Annotated in this window: 22 protein-coding genes; all 22 read left to right on the plus strand. The window is 40.1% G+C overall.

What is annotated here, in order from left to right; genetic code table 11:
* Positions 1-816, plus strand: an 816-nt coding sequence (locus V7Q33_RS10930; protein WP_333819861.1) for an NAD-dependent epimerase/dehydratase family protein, incomplete at its 5' end; no start/stop codon positions are given.
* Positions 789-1,928, plus strand: coding sequence for a glycosyltransferase family 4 protein (locus V7Q33_RS10935; protein ID WP_331976444.1), 1,140 nt, complete (start codon positions 789-791; stop codon positions 1,926-1,928). The genes V7Q33_RS10930 and V7Q33_RS10935, both read left to right, overlap by 28 nt.
* A 12-nt stretch (positions 1,929-1,940) precedes the next feature.
* The gene (locus V7Q33_RS10940; protein WP_331976446.1) at positions 1,941-2,717 is read left to right on the plus strand and encodes a glycosyltransferase family 2 protein; all 777 of its coding nucleotides are present in this window, start codon (positions 1,941-1,943) and stop codon (positions 2,715-2,717) included.
* A 48-nt stretch (positions 2,718-2,765) separates the two neighbouring features.
* Complete coding sequence (locus V7Q33_RS10945; RefSeq protein ID WP_333819862.1) at positions 2,766-3,755, plus strand: glycosyl transferase; 990 nt, start codon at positions 2,766-2,768, stop codon at positions 3,753-3,755.
* Positions 3,752-4,564: a glycosyltransferase family 2 protein gene (locus tag V7Q33_RS10950; protein WP_333819863.1), complete on the plus strand. Its 813-nt coding sequence runs from the start codon at positions 3,752-3,754 to the stop codon at positions 4,562-4,564. The genes V7Q33_RS10945 and V7Q33_RS10950 overlap by 4 nt, the downstream gene beginning before the upstream one ends.
* A 21-nt stretch (positions 4,565-4,585) precedes the next feature.
* On the plus strand, positions 4,586-5,488 hold the full coding sequence (locus tag V7Q33_RS10955) for a glycosyltransferase family 2 protein (RefSeq protein ID WP_333819864.1): 903 nt from the start codon (positions 4,586-4,588) through the stop codon (positions 5,486-5,488).
* A 49-nt stretch (positions 5,489-5,537) separates the two neighbouring features.
* Entirely contained in the window at positions 5,538-6,305 is a 768-nt protein-coding gene (locus V7Q33_RS10960; RefSeq protein ID WP_333819865.1) for an FkbM family methyltransferase, read from the plus strand.
* On the plus strand, positions 6,287-7,216 hold the full coding sequence (locus tag V7Q33_RS10965) for a glycosyltransferase family 2 protein (RefSeq protein ID WP_333819866.1): 930 nt from the start codon (positions 6,287-6,289) through the stop codon (positions 7,214-7,216). The genes V7Q33_RS10960 and V7Q33_RS10965 overlap by 19 nt, the downstream gene beginning before the upstream one ends.
* 1 nt (position 7,217) lies before the next feature.
* Positions 7,218-7,754 carry a serine O-acetyltransferase gene (locus V7Q33_RS10970; protein ID WP_331976458.1) on the plus strand — a complete coding sequence of 179 codons (537 nt, stop codon included), beginning with the start codon at positions 7,218-7,220 and terminating at the stop codon, positions 7,752-7,754.
* Positions 7,754-8,899, plus strand: a complete 1,146-nt coding sequence (locus V7Q33_RS10975) for a glycosyltransferase (protein ID WP_333819867.1) — start codon at positions 7,754-7,756, stop codon at positions 8,897-8,899. The genes V7Q33_RS10970 and V7Q33_RS10975 overlap by 1 nt, the downstream gene beginning before the upstream one ends.
* Entirely contained in the window at positions 8,896-9,984 is a 1,089-nt protein-coding gene (locus tag V7Q33_RS10980) for a glycosyltransferase family 4 protein (protein WP_333819868.1), read from the plus strand. Before V7Q33_RS10975 ends, V7Q33_RS10980 begins: the two co-directional genes overlap by 4 nt.
* Before the next feature lie 61 nt (positions 9,985-10,045).
* The gene (locus V7Q33_RS10985; protein ID WP_331976464.1) at positions 10,046-10,855 is read left to right on the plus strand and encodes a glycosyltransferase; all 810 of its coding nucleotides are present in this window, start codon (positions 10,046-10,048) and stop codon (positions 10,853-10,855) included.
* Between the two features lie 58 nt (positions 10,856-10,913).
* Positions 10,914-12,032, plus strand: coding sequence for a glycosyltransferase family 4 protein (locus V7Q33_RS10990; RefSeq protein WP_333819869.1), 1,119 nt, complete (start codon positions 10,914-10,916; stop codon positions 12,030-12,032).
* Between the two features lie 101 nt (positions 12,033-12,133).
* A complete protein-coding gene (locus V7Q33_RS10995; RefSeq protein WP_333819870.1) occupies positions 12,134-13,123 on the plus strand; it encodes a GNAT family N-acetyltransferase in 990 nt (329 codons plus the stop codon).
* A gap of 3 nt (positions 13,124-13,126) precedes the next feature.
* Positions 13,127-14,347 (plus strand): hypothetical protein, encoded by a 1,221-nt coding sequence (locus V7Q33_RS11000; RefSeq protein ID WP_331976470.1) that lies wholly within the window; start codon positions 13,127-13,129, stop codon positions 14,345-14,347.
* Between the two features lie 79 nt (positions 14,348-14,426).
* Complete coding sequence (locus V7Q33_RS11005) at positions 14,427-15,422, plus strand: polysaccharide deacetylase family protein (protein ID WP_333819871.1); 996 nt, start codon at positions 14,427-14,429, stop codon at positions 15,420-15,422.
* Positions 15,409-16,566: a glycosyltransferase family 4 protein gene (locus tag V7Q33_RS11010; protein ID WP_333819872.1), complete on the plus strand. Its 1,158-nt coding sequence runs from the start codon at positions 15,409-15,411 to the stop codon at positions 16,564-16,566. The genes V7Q33_RS11005 and V7Q33_RS11010 overlap by 14 nt, the downstream gene beginning before the upstream one ends.
* A 30-nt stretch (positions 16,567-16,596) precedes the next feature.
* Positions 16,597-17,199: a sugar transferase gene (locus V7Q33_RS11015; protein WP_331976477.1), complete on the plus strand. Its 603-nt coding sequence runs from the start codon at positions 16,597-16,599 to the stop codon at positions 17,197-17,199.
* On the plus strand, positions 17,189-17,803 hold the full coding sequence (locus tag V7Q33_RS11020; RefSeq protein ID WP_333819873.1) for an acetyltransferase: 615 nt from the start codon (positions 17,189-17,191) through the stop codon (positions 17,801-17,803). The genes V7Q33_RS11015 and V7Q33_RS11020 overlap by 11 nt, the downstream gene beginning before the upstream one ends.
* Positions 17,800-18,426, plus strand: a complete 627-nt coding sequence (locus V7Q33_RS11025) for an acetyltransferase (RefSeq protein ID WP_333819874.1) — start codon at positions 17,800-17,802, stop codon at positions 18,424-18,426. The genes V7Q33_RS11020 and V7Q33_RS11025 overlap by 4 nt, the downstream gene beginning before the upstream one ends.
* 4 nt (positions 18,427-18,430) lie before the next feature.
* Positions 18,431-18,973, plus strand: a complete 543-nt coding sequence (xrtF, locus tag V7Q33_RS23405) for an exosortase family protein XrtF (protein ID WP_331976481.1) — start codon at positions 18,431-18,433, stop codon at positions 18,971-18,973.
* Positions 18,970-19,371, plus strand: a complete 402-nt coding sequence (locus tag V7Q33_RS23410) for an exosortase F system-associated membrane protein (RefSeq protein ID WP_414693425.1) — start codon at positions 18,970-18,972, stop codon at positions 19,369-19,371. Before xrtF ends, V7Q33_RS23410 begins: the two co-directional genes overlap by 4 nt.
* The last annotated feature ends 6 nt before the right edge of the window (positions 19,372-19,377 follow it).

Below are 19,377 nucleotides of genomic sequence, written 5' to 3' on the forward strand. Positions count from 1 at the left end.
TGTGACGTTGTTGTTGAATATAATGATGACCGTTATTTCCAGGTAGATGCAACGAATGCTTCTTATGACGAAATATTTGAAGGTAACACTTTCGATATATGTATCAACTGTTCCGGAGCAGCGAGCGTTCCAGACTCATTTGCTCATCCGTTGCGCGACTATAACCTGAATGCCAGAAATGTATATTTGATTCTGGAGGCGATACGGAAACATCAACCGGCATGTAAATTTCTGAATTTATCTTCGGCAGCTGTTTATGGAAATCCCGCGCGGTTGCCTGTTACGGAAAACATGCTTCCCCAGCCACTATCTCCTTATGGCTGGCATAAGTACTATTCCGAAATGATTTGCCGGGAATTCTATTCCTATTTTAAAATATTAACCTGTTCAATCCGGATATTCTCGGCTTTTGGTCCGGGCTTACGCAAGCAATTGTTCTGGGACTGGTATCAAAAAATCAGACAATCAGACACAATAACACTCTTCGGTACGGGAAAAGAATCACGTGATTTTATTTTTATAGACGACCTGGTTTTAGCAATCTCATGCGTCATAGAAAATGCTTCGTTCCAAGCGGAAATAATTAATGTAGGCAATGGCGAAGAAGTGTTTATCGAGGATGCTATTGCCATATTTAAAAAGCAAAGTGGCATACAGTTTAACTATACTTTTAATAATGCAGTGCGTCCTGGCGATCCTTTAAACTGGTGCGCCGATATTACTGCCCTTGCCGCCCTGGGATATAAACAAAGCATTAGTTTTGAGGAAGGTATTAAACGCTATCTGCAATGGCTGCAAGGAAAAGAATTGGCTTGATTTTTAGCTTTGACAGTAGTTGGACAGGTGGACTCTACTATCTTTTAAATATTATTCGGGCTCTCAAGCATTTGCCCGATCCTGAAAAGCCGGTCATTGTAATTTTTTATAAGAAAGAAATAAGTCCGGAAATTCAGGCAACAGCCTATCCAGCTCTTGAATTTTTGCCGCTGCAAAAGCCTGCGTCACTGTTAGAGCGGGTATATATAAAAGTCAGACGCCTGGTGGATAAAAATTATCGCTACACACCTCAATATGAGCCCGGCATAGTTGATTTTGTGTTCCCCTGTGTTTCGCCTGCCTATGTCGATAGTGGAAGTCTCACCAGGGTGAGAAAGATTTTTTGGATTGCCGATTTTCAGCATAAATATCTGCAGCATTTTTTTTCTGAAGAGGAGATCAATATTCGTGATAAAAATTTTGATGGAATCGCTTCGTTGCCTCTGAAGCTTGTGTTAAGCAGTGAAGATGCAAGATCCGACTTTAACAAGTTTTATCCGGCGCACAGGAGTGAGGTTGTAGTGATGCCCTTTGCCACTACGTTACCCGCTTTTGAGCATTTGAGTATATCAGCTCTTCGTTCAAAGTATAGCCTGGAAGCACCGTATTTTATGTCACCCAATCAGTTTTGGGCGCATAAGAATCATATTGTAATTCTGAAAGCAATAGCCCGCTTAAAACACAAGGGATATATATATAAAGTTGCATTTACAGGTAATGAAAAAGATTACCGAAACCCGGGTTATGCAGAATCTTTGAAAGAATATGCCCGGCAAAACGGTATAGAAGAACAGGTTCGCTTTCTTGGATTTATTGACCGGAGCGAACAGCTTCAGTTGATGAAACATTCACTGGCGATTATACAGCCCTCTTTGTTCGAAGGATGGAGCACGGTAATAGAAGACGCCAAAGCGATGGACCAGGTGATTGTGGCCTCGCACTTAAATGTACATAAAGAGCAATGTGGAAACCAGGCACATTATTTTGACCCGGCAAATGAGGCAGCATTAGCTGAAATTATGGAGTCCGTAATTTTGCAGCGACCTCAGCCACCATCTTTCCAGTATTCAGACAGGATTGTTGCGTATGCAAATCAGATTCTAAACCTATAGCTTTAAAGCTGCATGACAACACCACTTTTTTCCATCGTCATTCCAACCTATAACTCAGAAGCGGTTATTGGTCGTGCTATAGACAGTGTATTGACACAGACGTTTACAAGTTTCGAAATACTGATTGTAGATGGAGTATCGTCCGATAATACGCTTGATATCGTAAGAAAATACCAGGATACACGGCTGCGGGTAATTTGTGAGAAAGATAAAGGTGTATATGATGCCATGAATAAAGGTCTTGCGAAAGCCACCGGAGAATGGTTGTATTTTTTGGGGTCAGACGATTATTTGTGGGATAATGAAGTCTTGGCGAAAATTCAGGAGTTGTTGCAGAAGCATGATGTAGACTTTATCTATGGAAATGTATTCTCTCCTGATTATGGTGAAAACTATGATGGCGAGTTTGATACAATGAAATTGTTGAAACAGAATATTTGTCATCAGGCTATATTTTGTAAGCGATCCGTTTTTGACAAAGTAGGGGTATTCAATATCGACTATACTGCACATGCCGATTATGACTTTTCATTGAAATGCTTTTTCAACAAGAGCATTCGTAAAATGTATGTGCCTCTGAAAATCGCTTATTTTGCTCCGGGGGGAGTGAGTATTAAAATGCGGAATGATCTTTTTAAGCAAAATATCAACAAGATAATAGTGCGGTATGGCTGGCGTGATTTACCAGAGTCTGTGCTGAAACGATATTATAAAAGCAAGGGCTTGTATCTGATCGATTTGATTAAACGCAAGCTTTCGCTTCCGCCTCCGCAGGGAAAAGTATATTAATCTTGGCAAGCTTCTTCTTCGGTCAAAAGAATTAAATAACGATAAAACATGCAGACATCAATTGTCTTTACACTGTGTTCCAATAATTACCTGGCTCACGCCAAGACATTAGGTGATTCATTAAAAAAGCATAACCCTGATGTTCATTTTATTATTGGCCTCGTAGATGAGCGGGATCCGGCGATAGATTATAGCTATTTTGCTCCTTACGAGGTTTTGCCCTATAGTGAAATTGGATATGCTTTTTTTTCTGAAATGCTTGCAAAATATAATGTAATAGAATTTAATACGGCTGTTAAACCATTCTATTTCGAGTATATTTTTAAACAGTATGGAAAGAACAGTATGGTTTATTATATCGACCCTGATATAGCCTTTTATTCAAGTCTGGAGTCGTTAAATGAATCGCTGAAAAATAAAAACATCGTTATTACACCTCACTTGACAAAAGCTCAACTGCCCGTCAGTCCATTTGAAACCATGGTACTAAACGTTGGTATATATAACCTTGGCTTTATTGGAATTAGAAATACAGAAGAATCCGGAAACTTTTTAGTCTGGTGGCAAGAGCGTTTAAAAGATCACTGCTATATAGATTATGCGCGCGGCCTTTTTGTAGATCAGATATGGATAAACCTTGTTCCTTTGATTTTTAAAGACGTGGAAGTATTGATGAACCCTGGGTATAACATGGCCTGCTGGAATTTTCATGAACGAAAACTATTAAGCAAAGAGGGAAAGTATTTCGTAAACGAAGAGCATCCACTTGTTTTCTTTCATTTCAGTGGTTTTAAACCGTTGAACATGCAGTATGTTAGTAAAATAAAAACGCGCGAATTTACACTGGAAGCAAGACCTGATTTGAAAGATCTTTTTCATGAATATGCAAAATGGTTGTTGGATAATGATTACGCGAAATTTTCCGCATCCAAACCAAAACTGAAATTTGGGCATGGAAAGTATTCTAAAAAGCAGCGTATTGGATTATCACTGAAGTTTAGAACGAATTCTTATATAAAGAAACTCTTTGGTGTATGACGGAAAGTATGTTGCCAAAGATATCCATTGTAACGCCAAGCTTTAATCAGTCTCAGTTCATTGAAGAAACAATGCTTTCAGTGCTTAATCAGGATTATCCTAATTATGAATATATAGTGGTGGATGGCGGAAGTACAGACGGTTCGGTGGATATAATTAAAAAATATAGCGATCGTCTGGCATACTGGATTAGTGAGAAAGACCGGGGTTTTGGTGATGCCATCAATAAAGGATTTGCAAAAGCAACGGGTGAAATTCTGTACTGGTTAAATTCGGATGACCTGCTGCTTCCGGGAGCATTGCTAATAGTTGGCAAATACTTTCAAAAGTATAGAGACACCGGACTAGTGTTTGGTGACCGGCATATTATTGATCCGAACTCCAAGCTGCTGAGTAAGCGAGCCTATTTTTTTTACTTTCCAGGTCAATTGAAATTTGGTAAAGCATTGCCCCAGGAATGTACTTTCTGGAGGCGTGATGTGTTTCTTCGCGCAGGAGTGTTGGATGAAAAATTGAAGTTCGCGATTGATTTTGACCTTTGGTGCAGAATGTCAAAAACTGCTGTTATCAGGCATATACCATTTTACCTGGGCGCCTTTCGTGAACAACCGGCATCTAAAAGCTCGACCATTACAACTACCGGCTTTGATGAGCGCGACAAAATTCTTTTGAAGTACTTTGGCTCGAAACCTTCTGCACTTCAGGCGCGCGTGTTTCACTTTGTTTTAGGAAATGCACGGCGAATCTTCAGACTTACCGGCATTGTGGCTTTGAAAAGACGAATCATTTCAAACAGGATTCACAGATAGTATAATTTGCATGGCTTAGTTATGAGCGTACCCGCAACAGATCCTTTTTTCTCGGTAATTATTCCAACGTATAACCGTGCAGCCCAAATTTGTGACGCTGTGAACAGCGTTGTATTGCAAACGTATAAATTATGGGAAGTGATAGTGGTTGATGATGGAAGCAGCGACAATACTAAAAGTGTTCTTGAATCTATAAAGGACGAAAGGGTGCGGTACCTGTATCAGCAGAATGCAGGTGTTTCAACGGCAAGGAATACTGGCGCTGCTGCAGCAAAAGGAAAGTATCTGCTGTTCCTTGATTCGGATGATCGATTCACAGAAGGATACCTGGAAAGTTTAAGTGTTGAGTTCGCAAAGAACTCATGCACCATCGGATTTGGTTATGCGAGATACATTGATCCCAATGGAAAAGAGATCGTTCATGTTAAGCCTGAAAAAAGTAATGGAAAATTCGGGCCACCGCTTGCGGGTGCATTTGCTATCAGCAAAGAGCTTTTTCAATTGATAGGTGGATATGATACTAAGCTTGCCTATTCAGAAAATACGGAGTTCTTCCTGCGCCTGAAGTTGCAGAAAAAGTTACATGAAAACTCGGTTTGTATTGTTGACAGGGAAGGTGTTATAGTAAATTTTCGAGACTCGCGTGAGCGATTTAACACATATTCTTCTGCTAAGTATAAAAGCATTGCTCACTTTCTGAAAAAGCACGCTGATTATTTTGCGAATGAGCCCGAAGCATTTGCAAATTATAAAACCATCTATGCGCTTGGGGCATTTCAACATGGTGATATTGATGAGGCTCGCAAAAGTATAGGACAAGTGATTATGAAAAAGCCTTTGCGTTTAAAGGCCTACTTGCAATACTTGTTGTTTGCTATACCTTTTCTGGCAAGATTGTACTGGAAGCAGCCGGATACCAGGTAATGGATATCGATAAGAAGAGAATCGAATATCGTCTCTAAAAATGCATTGTATGAATATTAAACTGATAACAAACAACATAAAAGAACTGATCGAGGAAACGTTTCTGTCCAACCGAAAGAAGAGAGATATTATCAGATCAGCCCGATATTTCAATAACATTGCCTATATCGGAATGCAATCTATATTGAGAGATAAGGGAATAGACCTGGTTCTTGATGTTGGTGCAAACTGTGGTCAGTTTTATACTTACCTGCGAACAGAGGTTGGTTATAAGGGGCGCATTTTTTCATTCGAGCCCAATCCGGAAATGCAGGCAGCGTTGCAAAAGTTAAAGACTGCTGATACTTCGTTGGAAATTTTTCCTTTTGCACTGGGTGCATCAGAAGGAAGTATGTCCTTTAATATCTATGAAGATTCAAAATTAAGTTCTTTCCTGCAGGGAAATGATAAAAGCTCTGAAAGATTTAAGGATAAATTCAATGTATCCAAAAAAATTGAAGTGCCGGTTAAAACACTTGATTCATTCATAGAGTCGCAGCCCGTATTTAATGGGGTTAAATCTCTTTTTTTAAAGTTGGATACGCAGGGATTTGACCTGGAAGTGTTCAAGGGGGTATCAAAGCATAAGCACTTGATTAAGTATATTCAAAGTGAACTGTCTGTAATCCCTTTATATACCGGTATGCCGCACTATACGAAATCAATTGAGTTCTTTGAAGCCCAGGGATATAGAATTATATCACTCGTTCCTGTAACGCGTGAAAAAGCAAACGGACAGGTTATAGAGTTTGATGCACTATGGGGACAACAGAATTAATAACGGTTATTATTCCGGTTTATAACCGTGAAAACATTATCAAAAGGTCTGTCGAAAGCGTAATAAGGCAATCTTTCAAGCAATGGAAATTGTTAGTGATTGATGACTGCTCAACGGATGAGACCTTTGCAGTTGCCTCATCCATTAGCGATCCTCGAATTCAGGTATTGAAAACCCGGAAAAATTCCGGTGCAGCGGCAGCCAGAAATGCAGGAATACAACATGCGGTCACACCATATATTTCATTGCTGGATTCGGATGATATGTACCATCCGGATTTTTTGAAGTACAGTATACAGGCTATAGAATCAACCAACGATAGTTATGGTTTTACCTATACCGGTGTCGGAGACATAGAAGCTTACAAAGAAGGAGAGCCAGTCTCCCGGTCGGTATGGACTTTGCCCGACCGCTTTTCCAAATTCAAAAAACCATATTTATATCAACTGCAGGTAGGAACAGCAGCAGGCATTACGATCAAAAAAGAAGCTTTTGACAAAATCGGGTTATTTGATGAGTCGTTGAGAGCTGCTGAAGATACAGACTGGTTTATTCGGGCCAGTGAGTTTTACCAGGGACTTCCTATTCATAAGAATCTTATCTTTAAGGATAACAATCTGAGCGACCGTCTCACAATTAACTATAGCAAGAATGCCTTTGCATACAAGGTTATAATGGCGAAGCAATCGCAGGAAATTCAGAATTCTGTTTTTCTGATGACGCGCTGGTACTATAAATCCATGTGGCTGAATTTTTATAGTGGTAATAAGAAGGAAGCTACCCTTGATTATAAGGTGCTAAAAGCTCATAAATTGGCTGACCTGAAAATTGTGCTGACGTATTTCTCAGGTGTAATTTTATCAAGAGCACTTTTTATCAAATTGCATAAGAAACTTGCTAAACTGAAATAAGATGATAAGCCAGGATATAGGACGATATACGGGAAATAAAAATAGTCTGAAAAGATTGCAGGTAATTCTGTTTCATCCGGGATGTCGTTTTATGCTGATGCACCGGTTATGCAACCGGTTTTCTTCTCTTCATCCCGTTGGCTTCCTGGCAAGGCTATGGCATAAGCGGCTGAAGGTAAAATTTGGTTTTCAGATACCGCATACCGTTAGCATTAAAGCAGGTTTTTTTTTAGGGCACTATGGCGGTATAGTGATTAATCAGAGAACCAGGATAGGCCGCAATTGCAATGTTGCCCAGGGCGTCACAATCGGTCAGGTGAACCGTGGTGAGAAGCAGGGATATCCGACATTAGGGGATCGTGTATGGGTTGGTGCAAATTCGGTAATCGTAGGTAACATAATGATAGGTAACGATGTGCTTATTGCCCCTCTTACTTTCGTTAATTTTGATGTGCCGGATAAAGCCGTTGTTATCGGAAATCCGGCCAAGATTGTATCCCATGAAGGTAGTGCCGGCTATATTAACAATTTAGTGTAATGAAGTCAAAAAAGGTCTTATTCCTGATCGATACGTTAAATACAGGTGGAGCAGAAAAAAGCCTTCTCGATATACTCCCGCAATTCAAAACCTATATACCTATAGTTTGCCATGTATACAAAGGAGAGGAGTTAAAAGACAAATACATGGCAAGAGGAATTCAGGTTTATTCGTTAAACATTCCACCACCCTATAATTTTAGTAAGGCTATAGCAGGTGTTACCGAGATAGTGAGAAAATGTAAACCTGATATTATTCACTCCTCTTTGTTCCGGTCCGATATAATTAGCAGGGTAGTTGCTTCCAGGTTAAAGGTGCCTTTGATCAATAGTCTTATTAATAATTCCTACCATCCCAGTCGTTTCAGGAATGCCGGGTTTGTGATGAAACTTAAGTTGAAGGGCGTGCAGCTGATAGATGCTCTTACTGCTGGTAAAGTAGATTTGTTTATTTCCAATTCAGAGGCTATACGACACAGTAATGCAAAGGCTCTGGGAATACCTTTGGAAAAGATAAAAGTTATTTACAGAGGTCGTAATGTTCAGGACTTTCAAAATATACCTGTATCAGAGACCGAATTGCTAAAGAATGAATTATATATTCAGCATCAAACGGTAATTCTGAATGTGAGCAGGCTATTGGATAGGAAAGGTCAGATCGATCTTCTTCATGCATTTAAAATAATACGGAAAGACCACACAGACACTATACTTTTGATTGCCGGTGATGGTCCGCACAGAAAATTGATAGAGCAGGCAATCGCTGATCTTGAATTGAACGAGCATGTGAAATTACTAGGCAATCGAAGTGATGTACCCAGGCTGTTATCTGTTGCCGATTGCTTTGTGTTTCCATCGCATTATGAAGGGTTGCCCGGCGCACTAATTGAGGCCATGATGGCGAAAGTCCCAATTGTAGCTTCGAGAATACCCGAGAACATGGAATGTGTTGATAATACTTCTGCCACGTTACATAAGCCGGGAGATATACAGGATTTGGCAACCGCGATGAGTATCGCACTAACATCATCCGAAATCAATAATAAAGTGTTCAATGCTTATGCACAGGCGATGGCAAAATTTGATTTGCAGTCTATCGTCGAACAATACGAAAAGACGTATGATGACCTCTTAACTTGTCTATGAAAATATTACAGATAATTCAGAAACCCGAGCTTCGGGGGGCAGAGATTTTTGCCTGCCAGCTCTCGGAGGAACTTATAAAGCTTGGGCATCAGGTTGATGTTGTATATCTATTTGAACATAAAAACTTTGATTTGTCATTCAGCCTGTCATATATAGCGTTGGGTGCAGTTCAGGAAAAGAGATTTTTTGATTTTAAGGCTTATAGGCGTTTACGTGACATAATCAAACAAGGTAAGTATGATGTTGTTCAGGCTAACGCAAGTGATACTTTAAAATATGCTGTCATTTCTAAAGTGCTTTATGGCTGGAAGGCTCCGTTGATATTTCGAAATGCGAGTAAGATGGGCGACTTTATGAAGAATGGCCTTCATAGAAGCCTCAATAGATTCTTTTTAAAGAAATGTTCTTATTTTATATCTGTATGCGAGAACTGTCGCCAGGATCTCATTGCATTATACAAGGGGGCCTCTGATCGTTCCTGTACAATCACGATTGGTACATATCCGTTTGAGGAAATACCATCGTTGCCGCTAAATTCAAAGCCGTCAGAGCCGGTATTTATCAACGTTAGTAGTTTTGTGCCGGAGAAAAATCATGAGTTTTTACTAAGATTATTCAGCGGCTACTTTACAAACTATAAGCAGGGTTATTTATGGCTGGTAGGAGACGGAAAATTGAGAAATAAACTTGAACAACTTGTTTCAGAATTAGGGATTGGTGAACGTGTACGCTTTTGGGGATATAGAAAAGATGTTATTTCTATTATCAAATCCAGCGATATTATGCTCATGCCTTCGCGCGTTGAAGGGCTGCCTGGTGTTATTTTGGAAGCCCTCGCATGCGGCGTACCGGTAATAGCTTCAGCAGTAGGAGGTATACCTGAAATTATCTTTAACAATGAAAATGGCTATTGTGTAGAAAAAGAAGATGAGTCTGTCTATATAAAACATCTAAATACACTGGTAGAAAATGACGCCTTGCGAAAACGACTCGCCCAGGCCGGAAAGGACCTTATATATAGAGAATATTTGATGCCTCATATAGCGAAACGTTTTGCAGAACAGTATAAGATCATAGTTGGATGATCAGGCGATATAAAAGTGTTCCATTGAAGAGAAGAAGGTATTAATAAGGTTTAGTATTGTCATGAAAGAAGTATTGGCCATCATTGTTACATTCAATCGTCCTCCGGTACTTGAAAAGTGTTTGTTGAGTTTATTTAACCAGCAATATGCTGCTTTGAAAGTTCACGTAGTGGTAAACTCCAATGATCAGGGTACGATTGATGTACTTGAATCCTTTGTCAGGGCGGGAAACCCGGTAACATTTGAATGCTTTGATAATGTTGGACCGGCTGGAGGATTTTACTATGGATTAAAAACCTTTCAGGAAGGAACTTCCTCATACGCATGGCTTATGGATGATGATGTAGTGGTAGACCCTGATTGTCTTACACATTTACTAAATCATATTGATAAGCATGAGTATGTTTTTCCGAAAGTATTGAAAAGTTCTGGTGAAGAAATTGTATCCTATGGATGGTGGGGAATTTTGCTTACGCGTGCATTAGTGGAGAAAGTAGGCCTCCCTATGAAGGAACTTTTCTATTGGAGTGAGGATACAGAGTATTTGCAAAACAGAATACCACGTATATATAATGTTGAGCCGTATCGGTGTAAAGAGGCCGTTCTCTATCATTTACATCATCGCACCAGCAAGCATCCATCCTGGTATTACTATTATGTTGTTCGCAATACATTTTATTATCGTACACGCATTGTAGACTATACATGGGCGCGTACAAAGAGAACGATAATTATGTATGTGAAATACATAGCAAACATACTATTTAGGGAAGAACGTAAAATACGAAAATTATATCTTTTAGTGTACGGGACTTATCACGGGCTCATTGGAAAATTAGGAAAAAGCGTAGACCCGGGCAGGAATCGATAAGGATACTTAAAGCCTGAGATGACAACGTGTGCCCTATACAATAAGTAATTGCATAAGAATGAATTCAAAGATAAAAATACTTCATATCATTAAATCGCTGGGACGGGGAGGAGCGGAAATGTTGCTGCCAGAAACCTTGAAACTTCACAATAAAGAAGTTTTTGAGTTTCACTATATTTACTTCCTTCCCTGGAAGGATCAGATGGTAGAGAGTTTGCAGAACAATGAAGGTACTGTTGTGTGTTTTTCTGCAAATAATAATATACAGATGCTGCTTCGTATACGTGATGTAGTTGGTTATGTCCGTAGCCAGGGTATCCAGGTAATTCATGCGCATTTACCCTGGGCAGGAATAGTGGCAAGGCAAGTGGGACGTGTGACGGGTATACCTGTGTTGTATACTGAACATAATAAGCAAGAACGCTACCATATATTGACCCGATGGATGAATCTTGCCACCATGTCGCAATTAACTCATGTCATCGCGGTGTCAAGAGATGTGGAAGAGTCGATCAGGAAAAACAAACCGGGTTTAAGAGTGCCCCTGGATGTGGTGTTAAATGGTGTAAATGTTGATCACTTTGTTCCGCATCAGCAACAGAATTACAATGCTGTAAAGGCATCATTTTCTATTCCACCTGATGCCCCGGTAATTGGAACGATAGCAGTATTCCGCTTTCAGAAACGCCTCGATCTTTGGATGGAGCTGGCAGCGGCCATTTTGAAGAAGATTCCGCAAGCCCATTTTATTATTGTAGGCGATGGACCTTTGAAGGATAAACTGATTGAGAAAAGGGAAGCATTGGGTTTAAATAGCAGGATTCACCTGGCAGGTTTACAAACGGAAGTACGCCCTTACCTGGCAGCTTTTGATATATATATGATGAGTTCAATATTTGAAGGACTGCCAATAGCATTATTAGAGGCAATGGCCAGTGGCTGTCCGGTAATATCGACAGATGCAGGAGGAGTGAAGGAAGTTATCGATCACGAAAAAGATGGTTTGATCTGTTCTGTTGATGATGCAAAGCAGCTGATAGATTTTGCCGTAAGACTTATAGGAAATGATCAATACAGGGAGACAATGGGGCTGGCCGGGCGTGAGAAGATAATCAGATTGTTCAGTATGCAGAAAATGGTTGCTGAACTGGAAGCGATTTACAGAAAATACGCATGAAGGAAATAAATTTTACCTTCATCGCGTTGCAAACAGCCATACAAAAATGGAATGTTCAAAATACACTCGTAACGATTAATGCTTAATTTTATTCATTCCTTATGGAAATACGGAAAGCTACAGTTGCAGATTTGCCGGCTATCGTTGCTTTGCTAAAAGCTAGTTTGGGCGAGGGATTAATGCCTAAGTCGGAGGGATATTGGCTCTGGAAACATCAACAGAATCCATTTGGCGAATCGCCTGTGCTTGTGGCTTCCGAGGGGGATACTATCATTGGCATCAGAGCGTTTATGCGTTGGCGCTGGTTAAGAGGAGAGCAATCGTTTGAAGCCATCCGGGCAGTAGACACCGCTACACATCCCGATTACCAGGGAAAGGGTATTTTTAGCAAACTTACTTATTCATTGCTGGATGAATGCAAGGCAAATGGATGGCATTTTGTATTTAATACACCCAATGAAAAAAGTAAGCCGGGATATTTAAAGATGGGATGGAAAGAGGCTGGTAAACTTCCGGTTAGTCTTTGTATAGCGAAGCCCTTCAATACAATCAGGAATATTCTGACAAGCAACGTAAAGCCCTTTGAAAATCATAATGATGAATCAGTCTCATATTTTTTAGGCCATAAAGGATTGCCGCAGCTTATTACTGATAATAGAAAGCATTACTCCAATTGTTTGGTTACAGATCACTCGGTCAATTCCCTGCGCTGGCGTTATGAACATGTTCCTGTGGCCCAATATTTTGCTGCTGGAATCGAGGAGCAGGAAAGATTACCGTATTTGTTTTTCTATCGCATTAAGCCAACCCGCATGGGAAGAGAATTACGCATAACCGATTTTTACTTTACTGCCACTGAGGATTTCAATTCTATACGAAATCTTGTAAATAAAAAAATTAAAGAGCATAATGCCGATTATGCAACTTTGGGTGGCTTCAGTGCTATGAACATTTTAAAGAAGGGGCTTTCATTGAGAAATATGAACATTGGTCCCATTGTTACCGTTCGCAACGTAAATTTGCAGGATATGCACTCACTGGTTGGTTTTTCAAATTGGAGTCCTACATTAGGCGATCTTGAACTTTTTTAAGTTATGCTTGGAGGGATTGCACTCATCTTTATAACGGGTATCATTTCATTCGCAATTATTAATCGGATGAAAGCGAAATATCCTTTCATTGATGATGTAATGCTAAGGAATCTCTTTTATTATCATATAGTGCTTTCACTGGCGTATTATGGTTATGTGTCATTCAATCCGTCTGATTCAAAAGGCTACTATATAAATATTATACAGGATTTCAGAGGAGCTACCTGGGGTGAGCACTATGGCACAAGCACAATATTCATTGAATTCCTGGCATATCCTTTTATAAAATATCTGGGATTTTCATACGAAGCCATGATGGCCTTGTTCTCGTTTTTTGGTTTTCTTGGTTTTATATACTTCTATATCTTCTTTCGTGAAAACATCCGGTTTAAACACTATTTCTATGGCAGAGATCTTCTAAAGATATTTTTCTATCTACCCAATCTGCACTTCTGGTCGGCATCCTTGGGAAAAGGATCGATTATCTTTCTGGGTATAGGTCTTTTCTTTTTTGGTATCAGTAATGTTAAAAAGAGAATGCTGGCTATTGTTATCGGTGGAATTATTATATACCATGTTCGCCCCCATATTATGCTTGTTATGCTGGTATCATCCGCAATTGGTTTTGTATTCTCAACAAAAGGAATAAGCATAGCCTGGCGCGTAGTCTTCCTGGCAGGCGCATCACTTGTATTTATTTATATCTACAAAGATGTTCTTACGCTCGTGGGAATGAATGAAGATAATTTTGCTACAGAAGGATTAGACCTGGCGCACAGGGCAAAAGAATTATCAAAGGCAACATCAGGAGTTGATATTACTAACTATAGCTTGCCCATGCAAGTGTTTACATTCTTATATCGGCCGCTGTTTGTAGATGCGCCAGGTGCATTGGGTATAATCGTATCTTTTGAAAATGTATTCTATCTGGCCATAACTATAAAAATGTTGACTTCGCTAAAAGGACTTCGCTACCTGATAACGGGCAGTTTTTTATCAAAGAGTGCATTTTTCAGTTTCCTCACAGTGTCAATAGCGTTGGCGCAGATTTCAGGAAATCTCGGTCTGGCCATGCGTCAAAAAAGCCAGGTTATGATCTTGTTTATGTTTGTAATCATTTCATTTATGGATGATGAAAAGATGAAGGAGTGGCGGCTGGCAAATGAACGGAAAAAGAGATTAGCCCAGCTCCAGTCGCTTAAACTTAAGATTCAGTCTGGATAACATTCCGTTTGTCTTACGATAGTATATATACTTCTGAAAACTTGCTGCAAATTATCAGGAATCAAAATTTAAACTGGAAGTGGGCATCTTTACTATATCACTGGATTTTGAACTTCATTGGGGAGGTTTTGAGAAATGGCAACTGGATAAGTATAAGCAATATTTTTTTAATACAAGGAAGGTGATACCTCAGATGCTTTCGCTCTTCGAAAAGCATGAAGTACACGTTACCTGGGCCGGAGTCGGTATGTTGTTTCATTCCAACTATGAATCACTGTATAGGGCCATACCATCCAAAACTCCAACATACCAGAATCAGAACTTGTCAGCCTATAATTATATCAATAAGCAAGGTATAGGGAAAGATGAACACGAAGATCCTTTTCATTATGGTGCATCGTTAGTGAAGATTATTCTGGATACACGGCATCAGGAACTGGCGTCTCATACGTTTGCACATTATTATTGTAATGAAGCAGGTCAAACGCTTGAAGAATTTCGGGCTGATCTTCGTGCAGCTCAGCAATCGGCTGCATTGTACGGTAAAAAATTGAGATCACTAGTATTTCCCCGAAATCAATTCAATGAAGATTACCTCCGTGCTTGTTATGAAGAAGGGTTCGTTGCTGTTCGTGATAATCCGAGAGACTGGTTCTGGAATATTCAAAGTACACAAAATGAATCTGTCCTGAAACGCCTTAACCGTGGGGCTGATGCTTATATACCGATTGGGAAGAAAAATACGTATACACTTAATTCGGTCGAAGTACGTACAGGACTACCGTTATGCTTGCCGGCCAGCCGATTGTTACGTCCTTACAGACCATCCGAGTATTTTTTGAATGCGATAAAAATTAATCGAATTAAGAAAGAACTGGAACGTGCTGCTAAACGCAATGAAGTATATCATTTATGGTGGCATCCTCACAACTTCGGCAGCTATCCTGAGCAAAGTATTAACGGACTCAGAGAAATTCTCAATCACTATAATTTTTGTAAGGATCGTTATAAAATGGAAAGTCTGACGATGGAAGAAACTGCTGACCGAATTTACCAGGTACATGGAAAGAACTAGATTACTGCGTATTACTACTGTTCCGATTTCCTTGCATCTGTTATTGAAAGGACAGTTTCGCTTTATGCGTGAACAAGGCTTTGATGTGTATACCATGAGTGCGGGCGGTAAAGAGGTATCAGAAGTATTGAAAGAAGGTGGTGAGCATATTGAAGTACCATTAACCAGGAAAATTACTCCTGTTCAGGACCTTATTTGTCTCGGAAAGATTATACAGGTAATTAGAACAATTCGTCCGCACATTGTGCATACTCACACGCCTAAGGCCGGCCTGCTCGGCATGCTCGCTGCATGGATATGCCGGGTGCCTGTACGCATGCATACTGTCGCTGGTTTGCCCCTGGTGGAAGCAACTGGATTAAAGCGATTCATATTGGTGATAACAGAAAAGATCACCTATTTCTGTGCTACAAGAGTCTACCCGAATTCTGCCGGATTAAAAGACTATATGATCCAATCGATGGGGGCGAGAGAAGATAAATTGAAGATCATTGGCAGGGGTAGTAGCAATGGTATTGATACAGTATATTTTAGAAGATCGGATGATATTGAGAAGCAAGTGGATGAGCTTCGCAGTAAATATGGAATAAGAAAAGAAGATGTTGTGTTTTCGTTTGTTGGACGAATTGTGAAGGACAAAGGCATAGGGGAAATTATCAAAGCATTTAGACGAATATCTTCGCAAGCGGAAACGAAAGTATATTTGCTGTTGATAGGTTCATTTGAGCAAGATTTAGACCCACTGAGTAAAGAAGACTATGATTTTTTGCACAATGGAGAGAACGTTATATTGGCTGGTTTTCAGTCCGATGTCAGACCTTGGATTGCGGCGTCTGATGCCTTTGTTTTTCCGAGCTATCGGGAGGGGTTTCCCAATGTAGTGATGCAAGCTTGTTGCCTTATGGTTCCCTGTATTGTCTCAGACATTAACGGATGCAACGAGATTATACAGCATGAAAAAACAGGTATCGTTGTTCCTGTAAAGGATGCTGAAGCAGTGTATCAGGCAATGGTAATGCTTATGGAGCATCCCCGTCTGCGAACCTCATATTCCCTGGCTGCCCGAAATTATATTGTGGATAATTTTGATCAGCGTTTTGTCTGGAAGGAATTACTGAACGAGTACAATATGCTGCTGCAATAAGATACCGGGTAAATACCAATAAATTTGAGTGTGTATAAATCTGTAATAAAACCGCTTATTGATAAATTTATAGCATCGATTGTGCTAATCTTAACTTCGCCGTTGTTATTGGTTTCAATATGTCTGTTATGGTTTGCTAACAAGGGAAATGTTTGGTTCTTACAAGAGCGTCCCGGAAAAAACGGCAGGATATTCAGGGTGTTGAAATTCAAAACGATGACTGATGAATGTGATGCGTTGGGTAATCTTCTGCCTGACGAAAAGCGTCTAACCGCTGTAGGAAAGTTTATACGAAAGACTTCCCTTGATGAATTGCCTCAAATGATCAACGTTTTGAAAGGTGATATGTCTATCGTGGGCCCCCGGCCACTGTTGGTAGAATACCTTCCCTTGTATAATCATGAGCAGAGAAGGCGTCATGAAGTTCATCCGGGTATAACAGGCTGGGCTCAGGTAAACGGGCGTAACGCGCTGAACTGGCAAGAGCGATTTGCCTGCGATGTTTGGTATGTCGATCATATATCCTTTGCATTAGATGTTAAAATCTTATTTTTGACAGTGGTAAAGGTTTTTAAAGCCGAAGGGATAAGTAGCAACACGTCAGTTACAATGGAAAAATTTCGTGGAAACTGAGAAGATCATTTTACAAGGGGGAGGTGAACATGCTCGGGTAGTGGTTGACAGTCTGTTAGCGCAGAGGCGTAATGTGATTGGTATTTTTGACCCTAAATATTCCGGATATCTTTTCGGGGTGCCTCAGTTAGGTATATACAATCCCGACTATGAACCCCTGGCAATGATAACAGTTGCAATAGGAAATAATGCAGTCCGTAAAAAGGTCGTTTCCCAAACAACACACAGATTCACAAATGTGATACACCCTTCATCCATAATATCTCCGTATGCGTCTTTAGGTCACGGTAATATGATTTTGCAGGGAAGTATCATTCAGGCACAAGCCAGGATAGGGAATCACGTTATTGTTAATACAGGTGCCAAAGTAGACCATGATTGCGTTTTATACGATTTCGTTCACATTGCTCCGGGAGTTATTCTTTGTGGTTGTGTGGAAGTTGGTGAAGGCGCATTTGTAGGCGCTGGCGCAACGGTTATCCCGGGAAAACGGATAGGAGCATGGACGACCATTGGAGCAGGCTCCGTTGTAATTCAGGACATACCAGATTTCGCTGTGGCAGTAGGGAACCCTGCACGAATAATACGATATAACCAACCATGAAAAAGCCTTTGATTATATACGGAGCAGGTGGGCTGGGTCGGGAAATATTGACATTGGTATTTCTATTACCGGAGTGGGAGGTTGTTGGTTTCCTGGACGATAATGTCCCCAAAGGTTCCATGATAAAAAATATACCGGTATTAGGTGGTTTGGAAGCACTAGACTCCATGGAGAAGATTCCTCATATTATTCTCGCTATTGCCGATACAAAAATTAAGCGGAAGCTGGCTAATCAATTAGATACATACCAGGTGCAGTTTCCAATATTGATTCACCCATCCGTTGTTCTGCAAGAGCCTGCTACTATAAAGCTGGGTATAGGATGTGTGTTATGTGCAGGAACGATTCTGACCAATGATATTAGCATAGGTGATCATACGCTGATAAACCTGAATACAACCATAGGTCACGATTCCTCAATCGGAAATTATTCGTCTGTTATGTGCGGGGTAAATATAGCAGGGGAGGTAAATGCTTGCCCCCTGGTATATATAGGATCAGGTGCCAATGTTCTTAACAAGGTGCTTTTAGGAGAAGCCAGCACCGTTGGGATGGGCGCAGTTGTTTTGGAAAATGTGCAGCCTTTTAAGACGGTGGTGGGAGTGCCTGCAAAAGAAATCTAGATAAATGAAAGGTATTCAATTAAGGGAATTTAAACCTACTTTCTTCTTCCTGACAAAATTTGTCGGTATATACTTGGTCTTAAACCTTCTCTATGGATTTTATATAACGGCCTACTATCCTAAACCAGATCCGGTTACGCACATTGTATCTGAAAATTCTGCGGCACTCCTAAGATTTATCGGACTCGATGTGGTCACTTCTGATCATCCTACGCGACCTACTACCGCTCTTGTTTATGATGGAAAGAGCCCGGTTACGGTTTATGAGGGCTGTAACGGTATAAATGTAATGATTGTGTTCCTTGCATTTACAGTAGCTTTTGGCCCAATAGGAAAAAAGATGCTTTACTTTTTGCTATTGGGATTCGCGTGCATTTATCTGATTAATCTGATACGCATTATATTGTTATTTTGGGTATCACGTGACCTGCCGCACTATATGTATTTTACGCATAAGTATTTCTTCACGGCTATCATTTATGTAATGGTTCTGATTTTGTGGATAGGGTGGGTGCGATTGTCTCTTTCTTTGAATTCTAAAAGATGAGGCTTCGCATCATCATTGGATTTTGTTCAGTGGCGGGACTCGCTGTTGTTTTCCTTTTTCAGAGGATTAATCTGGCTGAAATATTTAATCTAGCCACAACTCCGATCTACCAATTTATTATAAATCGGTCGATCCGTTTTCTTCTTAACGACTTGTTAACGATTGCATTAATCTATGCACTTTTTTATGAAAGGAAGTATGTCATTTTTTCGTTCTGGATACAAGGGATTGGAATCGTTTTCCTCTTAATTCCATATTTTATCCTAAAGATGCATTATCCTACCTATAACGGTCCCTTGCTTTCATTTTTACACAGACTGATTTTAAATCCGACACTTTTATTGTTATTGATTCCAGCGTTTTACTATCAAAAGAAAATAAGCGATAAAGTAGGCTGACTAATG

Source organism: Ohtaekwangia sp. (assembly GCF_036786105.1).
In the GTDB taxonomy this organism is placed as follows: Bacteria; Bacteroidota; Bacteroidia; order Cytophagales; family Cyclobacteriaceae; genus Ohtaekwangia.

Bases quoted from the DNA above. Each gene is read 5' to 3' on its own strand.
- V7Q33_RS10935 (WP_331976444.1), top strand. From the start codon at position 789: ATGGCTGCAAGGAAAAGAATTGGCTTGATTTTTAGCTTTGACAGTAGT.
- V7Q33_RS10940 (WP_331976446.1), top strand. From the start codon at position 1,941: ATGACAACACCACTTTTTTCCATCGTCATTCCAACCTATAACTCAGAA.
- V7Q33_RS10945 (WP_333819862.1), top strand. From the start codon at position 2,766: ATGCAGACATCAATTGTCTTTACACTGTGTTCCAATAATTACCTGGCT.
- V7Q33_RS10950 (WP_333819863.1), top strand. From the start codon at position 3,752: ATGACGGAAAGTATGTTGCCAAAGATATCCATTGTAACGCCAAGCTTT.
- V7Q33_RS10955 (WP_333819864.1), top strand. From the start codon at position 4,586: ATGAGCGTACCCGCAACAGATCCTTTTTTCTCGGTAATTATTCCAACG.
- V7Q33_RS10960 (WP_333819865.1), top strand. From the start codon at position 5,538: ATGAATATTAAACTGATAACAAACAACATAAAAGAACTGATCGAGGAA.
- V7Q33_RS10965 (WP_333819866.1), top strand. From the start codon at position 6,287: ATGGGGACAACAGAATTAATAACGGTTATTATTCCGGTTTATAACCGT.
- V7Q33_RS10970 (WP_331976458.1), top strand. From the start codon at position 7,218: ATGATAAGCCAGGATATAGGACGATATACGGGAAATAAAAATAGTCTG.
- V7Q33_RS10975 (WP_333819867.1), top strand. From the start codon at position 7,754: ATGAAGTCAAAAAAGGTCTTATTCCTGATCGATACGTTAAATACAGGT.
- V7Q33_RS10980 (WP_333819868.1), top strand. From the start codon at position 8,896: ATGAAAATATTACAGATAATTCAGAAACCCGAGCTTCGGGGGGCAGAG.
- V7Q33_RS10985 (WP_331976464.1), top strand. From the start codon at position 10,046: ATGAAAGAAGTATTGGCCATCATTGTTACATTCAATCGTCCTCCGGTA.
- V7Q33_RS10990 (WP_333819869.1), top strand. From the start codon at position 10,914: ATGAATTCAAAGATAAAAATACTTCATATCATTAAATCGCTGGGACGG.
- V7Q33_RS10995 (WP_333819870.1), top strand. From the start codon at position 12,134: ATGGAAATACGGAAAGCTACAGTTGCAGATTTGCCGGCTATCGTTGCT.
- V7Q33_RS11000 (WP_331976470.1), top strand. From the start codon at position 13,127: ATGCTTGGAGGGATTGCACTCATCTTTATAACGGGTATCATTTCATTC.
- V7Q33_RS11010 (WP_333819872.1), top strand. From the start codon at position 15,409: ATGGAAAGAACTAGATTACTGCGTATTACTACTGTTCCGATTTCCTTG.
- V7Q33_RS11025 (WP_333819874.1), top strand. From the start codon at position 17,800: ATGAAAAAGCCTTTGATTATATACGGAGCAGGTGGGCTGGGTCGGGAA.
- xrtF (WP_331976481.1), top strand. From the start codon at position 18,431: ATGAAAGGTATTCAATTAAGGGAATTTAAACCTACTTTCTTCTTCCTG.
- V7Q33_RS23410 (WP_414693425.1), top strand. From the start codon at position 18,970: ATGAGGCTTCGCATCATCATTGGATTTTGTTCAGTGGCGGGACTCGCT.